A 12,331-nucleotide genomic window follows, 5' to 3' on the forward strand; every position below is an offset into this window, starting at 1 on the left:
GGTTTAGTTTTTAAACCCAATGGTTTTCACGAAATCCTTAATGCTAATCAGCGGAATCCGTGTGTGATATTTTCCGTTGATCGCCTTGATCGTTTCGTTCGCAATAATGGCCTGTCCAAGAGCGGTAGGATAAATGCCATCAGCTGAAAAGAAGTTACCTTTCATAGTGCCGTCGATGGGAACGCCGTCGTCCGTTACAAATGATCCCGTATGGATTTCCTCATAAACTTCGTACAGATCCACGACGGCTAGATTATGCTTTTCTGCATACTCCTTAATTTTCGGATTGTACATGGTTTGTGGATCGGAGAAAAGCGCTTCCTCAGCGTCGATCACAGATAGCGGATCGAGTTTGATAGTAAACTTGCTTCCGGGCTCATGTTTTTCGAAGGTGCGGCTGACGCGTGGCGAGGGTACCAGATAAGACGCATCTGAATTTGTACTTGCATCGATTAATTCACTGACTTTATACCAATTCATGTAAGGTAGCGTCCGGTAATGAGGGACAGTGAAAATTACTCCCCGCTGCCCTTTACCAAGAATGGCATTTAATGTATAGTCAGTTATTGTTCCACTCAGATATATGGATCCATTGAAATTCAGTGTGTAATGATTGATATGAGAATTGTCCTGAAGACCCTCTATCCATCTATCAAAAAAATCATCAAGCAGAACAAAGTTATATGGCCTCTTCTCCAAAATTTCGCTCAAAACATTATGCTCAGGAGTCGCTTTCAAAGTTGAAAGGCGTGACACGTACGGCTGCGTCGCACATTTCTCGCAAAATGGATAAGAGAGCCATGTCGAAGCGCCCCAGGGCGTTGCGAAATTCGAAGCATTCCCCTCATACTTCGGCAGCACCGGCGGTGCTCCATCTGTCACTGGTGCGCGATTGTTAACTACCTTCTTCCACTTCGGATATTTCGCTAACGGGTTATCGTATAGGTAATAGCCCGTTCCATTGAAATCCTGCTCGCTGAAAAGCGGCATTTCAAAATCAGTCAAGCCCATTTGGTGGGCAACCAGATTGGGATAGGCAAATTGCTGGCTCTCCCGGTAAAGGCCCCCATTGCAAACGCCTGCGGTTAGTCCACCGCCGACGGCGATCATTTGCAATGTGGCGTCGGAGCCTTTCAGGTTGCTTAAATCGACATGGCCTACTTGCTGTGCATTCCATTTGTTAAAATCCAGGGATGGTTGAACTTCTACCTCGCCGGTTTGCATGCTGGTAAATTTCGCTATCGGGTGCAGGCTGGGGAGTATTTCCGTACTATCGATGGCGTCGACCACATCGTCGCTGGTGGTATCCGGCTGCGCTTCCTGCGAACAAGCGGAAAGACTCGATGTGAGTGCAAACAGTAATGCATACAGGTTTTTCATAGTACTTGAATTTTAAATTGATACAACTGAAAGCCTGGCTGACCAGCCCGGCCTCATTCAACTAATTCAAGTTTAAGCTACAATTAGCTTGTAAATTCAATCCGATCTCCTAATGACCGGGATGGATACCCGAACGGTATTTTACCGCATTCACGGCCCCTCATTAACTAACCGCCTTTCACGAACTCGCCTATTAAACCTTCATTAAAACCAAGGATTTTTGCGATTCACGTTGTTTCTTTGCAGGAAATTCAGTCGCAGTCAATACAATAACATCTATGCAAAGCGGAGAAAAGAATGCACAGCCCTGGTTGGGCAAAATGCAGGAAAAATGGGGATTGGAAACAACCAGGCAGGTTTTATTGGTACTCGCAGTGTTCAGTTTGTCAGGTTCGTCGGTGGTATGGCTCCGTAAAGGGCTCTTTTACCTGCTCGGCTATGACGACACGACGCCGATGTGGCTCAAAACCATTACCTACATTCTATTCATTTTCCCGACTTACCAAAGCTTGTTGCTGTTGTATGGGTTCCTGCTGGGCCAGTTCTCGTTTTTCTGGGAAAAGGAAAAGAAAATGTTCCGCTGGATCGCCGCCAAGTTCAAGAAATAAGCGATTTTTCAAAGTATATACCAAAGGGTGAGCAGACGGTAACAGGCCGTCGCTCACCCTTTTTTCGTTGCGCTACTACTCTCGATAGAACAATTTCTACTCAAAGATTTTGCCCAGTCCATTGCTAATGTCTGCGGAATGAGTGACTTTGCAACTGAATGCCTATTGCAGTTACAATCTTCACACAATCACATCTATCAACAAAACCTCTACGATATGAATTTTGACATTATCAAAGCGCAAATCTGGACGCTGGCAACACTCTATGGCGGCAAGATTTTACTCGCTCTACTTGCATTTATCATCGGCCGTTTCATTGTGGGCAAAATCAGTTCGATGCTCACCAATGTAATGGAGAAACGAAAAGTCGACCGCGACGTGCAGCCATTCCTGAGCTCATTGATCGTCGTGTTGCTCAATGTAATGCTGCTTCTGAGCATTGCGGGCATTGTGGGCATCGAAACTTCCTCATTCGTTGCCGTACTCGGTGCGGCCGGTCTGGCGGTAGGTTTGGCATTGCAGGGCAGTCTGGCCAATTTCGCAGGCGGTGTCCTGATTCTGATTTTCAAGCCTTACCGCGTAGGCGACCTGATCAACGCCCAGGGATTTACCGGAACCGTTGAAGGCGTGCAAATTTTTAACACAATCCTGGTAACGCCGGATAATAAGACCATTATCCTCCCGAACGGAGCGTTATCGACCTCTCCGATCACGAATATTTCGGGGAAAGGCAAGATTCGCGTCGACATGATATTTGCCGCGGGAAGCCAGAATGGCGTGGATAAGATCAGAGCTTCGGTGCAAAAAGTGGTCGATGCCTGCCCCACGGCACTGAAAGACGTTCAGCACGATATTCTGGTGACCAAACTCACCGAAAACGCCATTTTTTTCGACGTACGTGTGTGGACGCCAAGCGCGACATACTGGGAAACTTATTATGATGTGCACGAAGGCATCAGCCGTCAGTTCGCGATTGATGGTATTCAGGCGCCGAAACCGGCAGAATTGAGTATTGCGATGAAGCAATAATAGCCTAGCGAAGCAGGAGCTTCGCGAATAAACGGTCCGAAGCACAGCTTCGAACCAAGGGAATATTGAGGAGTACGGGAGGTAACCTTCCTGTACTCCTCATTTTATTTATACCTTTGTGTTTTATTTCAAATTCAGGTTCAGATTCATAGATATTATTCCATGTTTGAAAACTTACAGGACAAGCTTAATAACGCCTTTCGCACACTAAAAGGAAAGGATAGGATTTCAGATATAAATGTTGCCGCTACCACCAAGGAAGTACGTAAGGCATTGGTCGACGCCGATGTGAACTTCAAAGTAGCCAAGGAAATTACCGACCGCATCCGTGAAAAAGCCATCGACAGAAAAATCCTGATTTCTGTTGAACCGGGGCAGATGTTCGTCAAAATCGTGCAGGAAGAGCTGACCGAGCTCATGGGTGGCAATGCCGAGGGGATCAATATCAAGGGAGACCCGGCGGTGATCCTGATCGCAGGTTTGCAAGGTTCCGGTAAGACGACGTTCTCCGGAAAATTAGCCTCATTGCTTAAAAAACAAGGTCGCCAGGTACTTCTTACTGCCTGCGACGTGTACCGCCCGGCGGCGATCGACCAGTTGAAAGTGCTCGGTGAGCAGATCGGCGTAGAAGTGTATTCGGAGCCTGAGAACAAAAATGCGGTCAGCATCGCGCAGAATGCAGTAGCACATGCCAAAAAATCCGGCAAAAAGATCGTGATCGTCGATACGGCGGGGCGTTTGGCGGTGGACGAGGTGATGATGAAGGAGGTGGAAGACATTAAATCTTCTGTAAAACCTTCTGAAATCCTCTTCGTGGTCGACTCCATGACCGGTCAGGATGCGGTGAATACGGCCAAGACATTTAATGAAAGACTCGATTTCGACGGTGTCGTTCTGACCAAGCTCGACGGTGACGCTCGCGGTGGTGCGGCCCTTTCGATCCGCCAGGTGGTTGAAAAACCGATCAAATACATCAGTACCGGGGAAAAAATGGAAGCGCTCGACTCCTTCTACCCCGATCGTATGGCGAGCCGGATCCTTGGTATGGGTGACGTGATCTCTCTTGTTGAGCGTGCCCAACAGGCATTCGACGAAGACGAAGCGAAACGCATTAACGCCAAAATGCGTCAGAACAAATTCGATTTTGACGACTTCCTGGGCCAGTTACAGCAGATCAAGAAGATGGGTAATGTAAAAGACCTCATCGGTATGATCCCCGGCATGGGCTCGGCCATTAAAAACCTCGATATCGACAACGAATCGTTCAAGCCGATCGAGGCGATCATTCAGTCGATGACCAAAAAGGAGCGTGAAAACCCTGATATTATCGATGGCAGCCGCAAAAAACGCATTGCCAATGGTAGCGGCACCACAATTCTGCAAGTCAACAACCTGATCAAACAGTTTGACGAAATGCGGAAGATGATGAAAAAAATGAATACCATGCAAGCGGCAGGCAAGCTGGGAAAAGCGATGCGCCGCTAATAAACACTCCTCGATGAAACGAGTTCTTTTTGTATTGTCGCTGATACTGCTGGCAAACTTGGGAAAACTGCGGGCACAGGCAACGGTGGGTTACTACCCTTGGAGCAGCCTGCTGACCGTCAGCACGAATGCCAAAAAGGCGATCTGGCTGGATACACGTCTGCAAACCAACTCGCTGTTCAGCAGCCTGAGCATCGACTTGCTTCCGATGATCAACCTGAAAAGAGGCGAGGTGGCGCAATGGTACATCGGCGGCGGCCTGCGGCTCAACCCGCTCTATCGCATTGCCGATGCCGACGCAGACCTGATCACCATCGACGGATATTCGGTTAATTTTGGCGTGCGAATTGCCCCGCTCCCCATGAACCGCCGCATCATGCTCGCATTGGAATTGAACCCATACGTGAAAGACAAATTCGATAGCGGCGTACTCAAAAGCCATTTCGGGATCGTATATGCATTTGGTAAAAAGAAAAAAACAGACGCAGCGCCGGAGCAACCGGTAAGTCCATAGAAAACTTCAAGAAATTGTGATTTAAAATAATAATTTCTTAGTCTGAAAATCCCTCAAATTCGGCGAATTAGCCGTTAATTTGGGGGATTTTTTATTAAACACTCGTTCAATTTATGAAAACCCTTTTTTCCTTTCCGTTATGGCTGATGTTGGCCGCAATCATTACTCCGGAGGCCTTCTCCCAGGCCACGAAAACTAAAAAGGTCGTCTTTGTGATCGTAGACGGCATTTCCAGCGACAGCAAGGAAAAGATCGCGACACCTCACCTGGATGCGATCGCGAAGGCAGGCGGCTACACACGTGCATATGTTGGCGGAGGCAAAGGCACCTACTCGCAAACTCCGACCATTTCGGCCGTAGGCTATAACAGCCTGTTGACGGGAACATGGGTAAACAAGCATAATGTTTGGGATAATGATATTAAAGACCCTAACTACCATTACTGGACATTGTTCCGCTTCATGGAAGAGCAATATCCGCAAAAACGCAGCGCTATTTTCTCCACCTGGCTCGATAACCGCACCAAACTCGTAGGTACCAACCTACCGCAAACCGACAAGCTGCAAATCGACTATTCATTCGACGGCTTCGAACTCGACACTGTGCATTTCAAACACGACAAGCAAAGCGAATACATTCACAAAATCGACGAAAAAGTGGTGGACGAAGCTGCGGCCTACATTCAGAACAGCGCGCCCGATATGTCGTGGGTGTACCTCGAATACACCGACGATATGGGCCACAAATACGGCGACAGTGAACAATTTCATAAAGCCATCCAGATGATGGACGACCAGATGGGCCGCATTTGGAAATCCGTTAATTATCGCGAAAAGAACTTCAACGAAGACTGGCTGATGATCGTCACAACGGACCATGGCCGCGATGCCAAAACCGGCAAGGGGCACGGCGGGCAAAGCGACCGCGAGCGCAGCACGTGGATCGTCACTAATGCAAAAGGCTTAAATGCAAATTTCAAAGCGACACCAGGTGTGGTCGACATCTTCCCGACCGTCGCACGGCATATGGATATCAACATCCCAAAGGAGCAGGCATTCGAAGTCGACGGGGTACCATTTACTGGCAAACTTTCGGTTACAGCACCTGAAATGCTGAAATCCGGCGGCAAGGTGAATATTTCCTGGAAAGCAGTTGAAGAAGAAGGGAAAGTGAAGATTTGGCTTACTACCACCAATCAGTTCGAAAAAGGAGGTCGCGACCTTTACTACCTGATGGACGAGGTGGATATTAACCATGAAAAAGCCGAAATAGATATTTCGAAATATCCTTCCGGCTTTTTCAAGATCGTTCTGGAAGGTAAATACAACAGCGTGAACCGCTGGATTGTGGAAAAATAGCCTAGTTACCTCCCCGTCCGGCTTTGTAGGAATCGTATTCTTCCAGGAGGCGGATCAGGTCATCCTCCCCGGCGAAATCCAGCTGCTGTTCTTTAATAACGTAATTCAGCTTGTTCTTTTCGTCGGTCAGAAGTTTAAGGAAGCTGTTACGGTTTTCCAGCTGCACCGGGTTCATTTTATCATCCTTCAACAAATACAACTTTGCGCCAGCGTCCATTTCCCTTGTGGCGCTGGCCTTTTCTACTTTGATGGGGTTGGTATATTTTTTCAAAAGCTTCGTGTTTCCATCGTAAAGCACGCGGTAAAAGCTCTTTTCGGTATTGCTACCGACAGCCGGGTAGCCACTCCTGAACGTGTACAATTCAACGCCGCTTGGTATGGTGAATTCCGTTACACCTGTCGAGACGCGGTACAGGCCGGAACCCGCTTTGTATTCTATTTCGTCTTTCTGATAATCGTACCGGAGCTGAACGCCGTCATGAACGCGGTCGTCGCTGGTGCGGACCGCCCCCGAATACCATTCTTTTAAGAGATAAGGAGACTTTTCCCCTGCCGCCAGCTGTGTTTCCTGATAAGGCGTTCCCGCCAGTCCCGTCGAATCCTGCGCATGCACCTGAATGCACATAATGCAGAATGCCAGCGGGAAAATTCTTAGCAGATATTTCATGATTTAAGTTGGTTAATTTGATAAGTTCGAGGTTTGGAAGCCGTTGTTTCCGTACTTTTGCACAAAAATTGTACCTGCTCTCTTGGATATCAACGATCAGCTCATACATATACGCCAGAGCCTTGGCGGAATCATCCCTGAAATTTTTCTGGCCCTATTCTTTTGTCTGTTCCTGCTCACTGAACTGATTTTCACCAGGCGCTTCGGCAAAGAGAAATCAACCTCTTATTTGTTAAATGTAGCACTTGCAGGCAGTTTAATAACTTTGTTACTAGTTATCGGTCAATGGAATACCGAACCTGCATTCCGTTTCCAGCCACTGCTATTCCTCGACAGACAGGCTGTATTTTTTAAAATCCTGATCACGCTGGCCTGGGTCTTCACATTGCTGCACGTCCGCATTTTAAAATATGATTTTCCGGCCGAATACCATGCATTGCTCGTCGCCGCCGTCGCTGGCATGCATCTGCTGACAATGTCCACACACTTGCTGTCGATTTACCTCTCGCTGGAACTGATTTCCATCAGTTCTTATCTGCTGGTAGCATTGTCGCCCTACAAAAAAGCGGCGGAAGGAGGCATTAAATACCTGCTTTTCGGAACCGCCAGCTCGGCAGTTATGCTCTATGGCATTTCGCTCATCTATGGCCTCACAGGCACGCTCGACATCACGAACGACGCCATGACCGTCGCCCTTAGTAACAATTCCGATCTCGTGGTAACGGTTACCATTGTACTGACGCTCGCCGGCCTGCTTTTCAAGCTGTCGCTCGTGCCATTCCACATCTGGACGCCCGACGTTTACGAAGCAGCGCCCACGCCATTGGTATCATTTCTTTCGGTAGCGCCCAAAGCGGCCGTTGTATTGGTGCTTATGCGGCTAGCCGGGATATTGCCTGCCCAGTATTTTCCTGTTTTAGGTGGAATCGCTTTGATCAGCATGACCATCGGCAATGTGGCCGCCCTTTGGCAAAGTAATGCGCGCCGCTTGCTAGCCTATTCGTCTATCGCGCAGGCCGGTTATCTGCTCGTGGGCATCGCTGCATACAGTCGCTTCGGTTTCGAGGCCGCTGTGTTTTACACTGCCGCCTATCTGGTTATTAATCTTGCTGCTTTCTTCCTGGTGGATTTACTGCAACCCAGGCAAGAAACTCAACTTAAAGACTACGAAGGTCTCGGCCGCAATTATATCTGGATTTCCGGCATTCTGACGGTAGTAATGGTGGCATTAGCGGGCTTGCCTCCTACCGGCGGTTTCACTTCCAAATTACTGGTATTCTCGGCCCTCTGGGATAGCTACCACGACCAGGAACTGACGTGGATGCTATGGTTACTCGTCGGCGGCATTCTCAATGCAGCCATCTCGCTCGCGTATTACATGCGCTTGCCGTATTTATTGTTTTTCAAAACCGTAAGGGCCGAGGCCGTTATAAGCAACGACAGCGCCTCCGGCAAGCTGGTTGCGGGGCTGTTCCTGATTGCGTTACTAATGCTATTTTTCAGCCCTGAGTGGCTGACGCGGTGGATTTCGGCGTTTTGAGGAGCTAGTCCTGAGAAGCTTGCTGACGGAGTTGTTCAGTCAGCCGATTTTTTTTAATAAATTCAATGGCATCCAGGCGCTTTTTCTCAAAAATGGGATTAGTAGGTAATCCTATTGATTTAACCGTCCTGATTTCAGAAATGCTGTCGAAGATTGATTTTTTTTGAGCTTTCATTTTTAGTGCGTTTGATTATTATAAAGTTAGCAATCTCTTGGTTAGTAAAAAAGCTTCGTAATTAACTCCATTACAGAATACCTCAAACTGACCATCTTTCACACCTTGCACATCAAAATGTTCAGAAATTTCCTGCCAGTTTCTCAGAATATTCATCTGGTAGAGTCGAGTCCGTGAGCTAGTACTTCCCCTTGCCATAAGTTTGGCACCCGGATTTTTAGTCATGAAGTCAACCACCGCAACGGCGACGGTATTAAGCACTTTCTGGGTGTCGCCGTTATCAGTCCGAACCACATCATCCAAATGTCCGATCTCGTCGTTCCAATCTCCAAACGCGAGGTTATATAACTGTTCCTCCTCATCAACAAGTTGAAAGAAGATACCTTTTTTGATCCTCCCTCTACTTCCTTCGCTAACAAAGTAATATACAGCCAAGTTTTCATCTCTGGCCAAGAGATAGTAGTCAGCATTCATAGTGTTGTGTTATAGTGTATTGAAAAATGTATTCTACTTCACGGCCCGCACCACAAAGCCCTCCTTCCTCAACAAAGCAATCACCCCCTTCTCCCCACCCAAATGCGCCGCGCCGACTGCGAAAAACGTCGGTTTCGCGCTGGCGATCCTGCGTATGCGCGGGATCCATTTCTGGTTGCGGGCGAAAAGCATTACCTCTTCGTTCCCCTCCATTCCGAACTCGCTTTTCAACGTCATTCCGTAAAGCTCGCTGATATTTTGTGCCTTGTATGACGCAACCAGGCTCTTGAATTCTTTTCGTGCGGCGGGCAGACTATCAATCAGGCTAAGGAGCATCTTCGCCTGGTCTTTGTAAGGAATGGTATCAAAAATAGCCATTTGCTCTTCCAAAGTCTCGATACCGATCACTTCCGATTTCTGTTTACCGGCTAGTTCTATCAGTGCCATTTCATAGGATTGGGGTTGGCAATCGAGTACCGCATTGAATAGCGGCCCCATCAGCACGAATGGCTTCGCGCGCTCGAACATGGCCAGGCCCACGTGCACGGAGTCTTTGAAGAAGCGGTCCAGCCGCTCATACTCCTGCCCGGTAACGAGCTTTTTCAACTCGTTACCCGCAGTCATGTTCATCGTTTTCATCATCCCGGCCATCATACCGGGGTCGTCCATATCCATTTCAAGCGCCACCTGCTGCGTGCGCGCGAGTGTACCCTTCAAGGAATCACTCAGAGAAAAATCGGTCGGGCAAATGAGGTGAATGGTCCCGAACAAATAGGAGGGTTTCGCCAGCCCACGCCCGCTGATTTCCCAAAGGAGTGAATTCTCAGTAGGCACCTGCGCCAGCGACATAATGCCTGACGTACAAAAAATCAGCAACAACAAAACCCGATTCATATTTCAGTTATTGGTTTAATTAACCTTCCTCCCCTTCCTCCTTAGTCCTTTCCTCCTTCTTCCTCCCTTCCCCGAAACTATTCCTTATGACTATCCACCACAATGCGCTCATCCCGGTTCACCAGGTCCCAGGCAGTATAAAACACCAGTTTCACGATCTCGGATTGCTTATCGAACAGGATTTTCTCCACGTCGTCGCCGGGGCGGTGATAGTCTTCGTGAACGCCCGTAAAATAGAAAATCACCGGAACACCCATTTTAGCAAAATTATAGTGATCGGAACGGTAATAGAAGCGGTTAGGATCTTTCGGATCGTTGAAGGTATAATCGAGCTTAAAGTTGACGTATTTCTTATTCGCCTCCTCGCTGATTTCATGCAACTTCGAGGAAAGTTTGTCGGAACCGATCAGATAGACGTACTTCGGATCGCTCTTATGCGCTTCGTCCACACGACCGATCATATCTATATTCAGGTCGGCAATCGTATTTTTAAGTGGCAACAAGGGATGTTCAGAATAATATTCAGAACCGAATAGCCCCTTCTCTTCCCCCGTAACATTCAGAAACAGAATGCTTCTCCTCGGCCCTTTGCCTTCGGCCTTGGCTTTGCTGAATGCTTCTGCCAGTTCCAGCAGCGATACTGTTCCCGACCCGTCATCGTCGGCGCCGTTATTGATTTCGCCGTTTTCAGAAATACCGATATGATCCAAGTGTGCGCTGATTACCAGCACCTCGTCCTTCTTGTCGGAACCTTCCATGAATGCCGCGACATTCTCTGTATCAATCGTTTCGCTCACGCGGCCGACTTTCAATGAAACCGTGTTCGCGAAATTTTCTGAAACGGGTTTACCCGACTTATCGATTTCGGCTTTCAATTTCATGAGTTTCGCAACCGAAGTTCCCAGCATTTCAGCAGCGCCTTTCGCAGAAAATACGAATGCAGCAGTTCCCGAAGGATTTTCCTGAACCGGCTTCAACGTGGGTGCACTGAACCGCCGGGCCATTACCGCACGCTGACGGATCTCCTTATCCAGATCTTCGCCTGTTTTATCCGTAATAATGAAGACATATTTAGCACCTTTTTCCTTTGCCAGTTTGGCTTTCACCTGCCAGGAAACCGGGCCGCTCCATTTGCTTTTCTCCGAATTGCCGCTGATCAGGTACTTCCCCCCCGAAGTTTTAGGCTCGCCATCGAACATGATTACGGATTGATCCTTAATATTGACCCCGGCATAATCACTGTAATTTCCGTCTTCGATTCCATAACCTACCGTCACCACGCCTGTGCTGATTTCCTCGGGAATATCCAGCAAGCCGTTCAGATAGAAATCCTTGTTGAATTCATACTTCTTGCCGTGTGCCGTTACATATACATCACCCCAGCTGCGCTTATAGAGCTTGTACTTCTGTAAATAGCTTTTCGATCCGTCGGCATCCGTTGCAATGGGCTGCAATCCGTACTGTTTATAGTGTTTGGAGACGTATTCCGCAGCCTTTTTCTGGCCAGGCGAACCGGTATCCCGGCCTTCCAGGCTGTCGGAAGCGATAATTACCAGGTGCTTTTTCAAATCGGAGGGTGTAATGCTTGCCGCATATTTGGCAGCATCATCCTGCGGCAGGCGATCCTGCGGCAGGACCGCCTGCGCCCATGCCAAAGTGTTGATAGACAGGAATAATCCAGCCAATAGGTTCTTGTTCATCATGAGGTTTAATGGTATTTCAATCTTTACAAATTAACGAAACGTCATAGCTAATGCAAAACGCAGCACATTCATTACATTTGATTCATTGCAGTCAAAATCATGTTATACTTCGTCAAAAATATCCTAGATATACACGACTATACTGTCGCATGTGAGTTCAACACGGAGAAACGCGCACCATGAACCTGAGAGAAATAGTTGAAAAGTACCGAAGGATAAATGACGATTTGATAAGTCAGTTATCGGATCCGAATTATTTCAAAACCGTCAGACTCGATTCCTACGGAACGCTCGCATGGGATAATGGCGTCGATTTTGACCCGGATAATCTTTACCGTATGTCGGAAAGTCAAATAGCATCCTTCTGATATTTTCTTTCCCTTTTTGCACTTCTTTTAGTTTAAAGGCTCTTTTTCACGGGATAACAATAAATTAATTGTAAAATACTGTTATTCAGAGGAAAAGTACGTACCTTTGCACCCTGTTTGGCCAACTTACATCCAG

Annotated in this window: 13 protein-coding genes; 7 read left to right on the top strand and 6 right to left on the bottom strand. The window is 47.7% G+C overall.

Annotated elements, in window-relative coordinates; translation table 11 throughout:
• Positions 1–3: 3 nt before the first annotated feature.
• A complete protein-coding gene (locus tag J7619_RS16305; RefSeq protein WP_291200539.1) occupies positions 4–1,380 on the bottom strand; it encodes a hypothetical protein in 1,377 nt (458 codons plus the stop codon).
• A gap of 278 nt (positions 1,381–1,658) precedes the next feature.
• On the opposite strand from J7619_RS16305, the gene J7619_RS16310 reads away from it, so the two are divergent.
• The 5 genes from J7619_RS16310 (at position 1,659) to J7619_RS16330 (ending at position 6,374) form a co-directional block, all read left to right on the top strand.
• Entirely contained in the window at positions 1,659–1,988 is a 330-nt protein-coding gene (locus J7619_RS16310; protein ID WP_019944969.1) for a DUF6787 family protein, read from the top strand.
• A 216-nt stretch (positions 1,989–2,204) separates the two neighbouring features.
• Complete coding sequence (locus J7619_RS16315) at positions 2,205–3,017, top strand: mechanosensitive ion channel family protein (RefSeq protein ID WP_291200544.1); 813 nt, start codon at positions 2,205–2,207, stop codon at positions 3,015–3,017.
• A gap of 162 nt (positions 3,018–3,179) precedes the next feature.
• Positions 3,180–4,502, top strand: a complete 1,323-nt coding sequence (ffh, locus tag J7619_RS16320) for a signal recognition particle protein (protein WP_223410699.1) — start codon at positions 3,180–3,182, stop codon at positions 4,500–4,502.
• 13 nt (positions 4,503–4,515) lie between these two features.
• On the top strand, positions 4,516–5,016 hold the full coding sequence (locus tag J7619_RS16325) for a hypothetical protein (protein ID WP_291200550.1): 501 nt from the start codon (positions 4,516–4,518) through the stop codon (positions 5,014–5,016).
• Between the two features lie 113 nt (positions 5,017–5,129).
• A complete protein-coding gene (locus tag J7619_RS16330) occupies positions 5,130–6,374 on the top strand; it encodes an alkaline phosphatase family protein (protein WP_291200553.1) in 1,245 nt (414 codons plus the stop codon).
• Between the two features lies 1 nt (position 6,375).
• On the opposite strand, the gene J7619_RS16335 is transcribed toward J7619_RS16330, so the two are convergent.
• Positions 6,376–7,041, bottom strand: coding sequence for a hypothetical protein (locus J7619_RS16335; RefSeq protein ID WP_291200556.1), 666 nt, complete (start codon positions 7,039–7,041; stop codon positions 6,376–6,378).
• Positions 7,042–7,123: 82 nt separating this feature from the next.
• On the opposite strand from J7619_RS16335, the gene J7619_RS16340 reads away from it, so the two are divergent.
• Positions 7,124–8,581, top strand: coding sequence for an NADH-quinone oxidoreductase subunit N (locus J7619_RS16340; RefSeq protein WP_291200559.1), 1,458 nt, complete (start codon positions 7,124–7,126; stop codon positions 8,579–8,581).
• A 4-nt stretch (positions 8,582–8,585) separates the two neighbouring features.
• On the opposite strand, the gene J7619_RS16345 is transcribed toward J7619_RS16340, so the two are convergent.
• From J7619_RS16345 to J7619_RS16360, 4 genes are all read right to left on the bottom strand, one after another.
• On the bottom strand, positions 8,586–8,756 hold the full coding sequence (locus tag J7619_RS16345; protein WP_291200562.1) for a hypothetical protein: 171 nt from the start codon (positions 8,754–8,756) through the stop codon (positions 8,586–8,588).
• Between the two features lie 18 nt (positions 8,757–8,774).
• A complete protein-coding gene (locus tag J7619_RS16350) occupies positions 8,775–9,230 on the bottom strand; it encodes a DUF6934 family protein (protein WP_291200565.1) in 456 nt (151 codons plus the stop codon).
• Between the two features lie 33 nt (positions 9,231–9,263).
• Entirely contained in the window at positions 9,264–10,124 is an 861-nt protein-coding gene (locus tag J7619_RS16355; protein WP_291200568.1) for a TraB/GumN family protein, read from the bottom strand.
• 77 nt (positions 10,125–10,201) lie between these two features.
• The gene (locus J7619_RS16360) at positions 10,202–11,827 is read right to left on the bottom strand and encodes a M28 family peptidase (protein WP_291200571.1); all 1,626 of its coding nucleotides are present in this window, start codon (positions 11,825–11,827) and stop codon (positions 10,202–10,204) included.
• Between the two features lie 179 nt (positions 11,828–12,006).
• Between J7619_RS16360 and J7619_RS32265 the strand changes: the two genes are divergently transcribed.
• Positions 12,007–12,195: a DUF2442 domain-containing protein gene (locus J7619_RS32265; RefSeq protein ID WP_409012737.1), complete on the top strand. Its 189-nt coding sequence runs from the start codon at positions 12,007–12,009 to the stop codon at positions 12,193–12,195.
• Positions 12,196–12,331: the final 136 nt, after the last annotated feature.

This window comes from Dyadobacter sp. (genome assembly GCF_017744695.1).
Classification (GTDB): domain Bacteria; phylum Bacteroidota; class Bacteroidia; order Cytophagales; family Spirosomataceae; genus Dyadobacter.

Excerpts from the sequence above, each read along its gene's own strand:
- J7619_RS16305 (WP_291200539.1), bottom strand. The coding sequence starts at position 1,380 with ATGAAAAACCTGTATGCATTACTGTTTGCACTCACATCGAGTCTTTCC.
- J7619_RS16310 (WP_019944969.1), top strand. The coding sequence starts at position 1,659 with ATGCAAAGCGGAGAAAAGAATGCACAGCCCTGGTTGGGCAAAATGCAG.
- J7619_RS16315 (WP_291200544.1), top strand. The coding sequence starts at position 2,205 with ATGAATTTTGACATTATCAAAGCGCAAATCTGGACGCTGGCAACACTC.
- ffh (WP_223410699.1), top strand. The coding sequence starts at position 3,180 with ATGTTTGAAAACTTACAGGACAAGCTTAATAACGCCTTTCGCACACTA.
- J7619_RS16325 (WP_291200550.1), top strand. The coding sequence starts at position 4,516 with ATGAAACGAGTTCTTTTTGTATTGTCGCTGATACTGCTGGCAAACTTG.
- J7619_RS16330 (WP_291200553.1), top strand. The coding sequence starts at position 5,130 with ATGAAAACCCTTTTTTCCTTTCCGTTATGGCTGATGTTGGCCGCAATC.
- J7619_RS16335 (WP_291200556.1), bottom strand. The coding sequence starts at position 7,041 with ATGAAATATCTGCTAAGAATTTTCCCGCTGGCATTCTGCATTATGTGC.
- J7619_RS16345 (WP_291200562.1), bottom strand. The coding sequence starts at position 8,756 with ATGAAAGCTCAAAAAAAATCAATCTTCGACAGCATTTCTGAAATCAGG.
- J7619_RS16350 (WP_291200565.1), bottom strand. The coding sequence starts at position 9,230 with ATGAATGCTGACTACTATCTCTTGGCCAGAGATGAAAACTTGGCTGTA.
- J7619_RS16355 (WP_291200568.1), bottom strand. The coding sequence starts at position 10,124 with ATGAATCGGGTTTTGTTGTTGCTGATTTTTTGTACGTCAGGCATTATG.
- J7619_RS16360 (WP_291200571.1), bottom strand. The coding sequence starts at position 11,827 with ATGATGAACAAGAACCTATTGGCTGGATTATTCCTGTCTATCAACACT.
- J7619_RS32265 (WP_409012737.1), top strand. The coding sequence starts at position 12,007 with ATGAACCTGAGAGAAATAGTTGAAAAGTACCGAAGGATAAATGACGAT.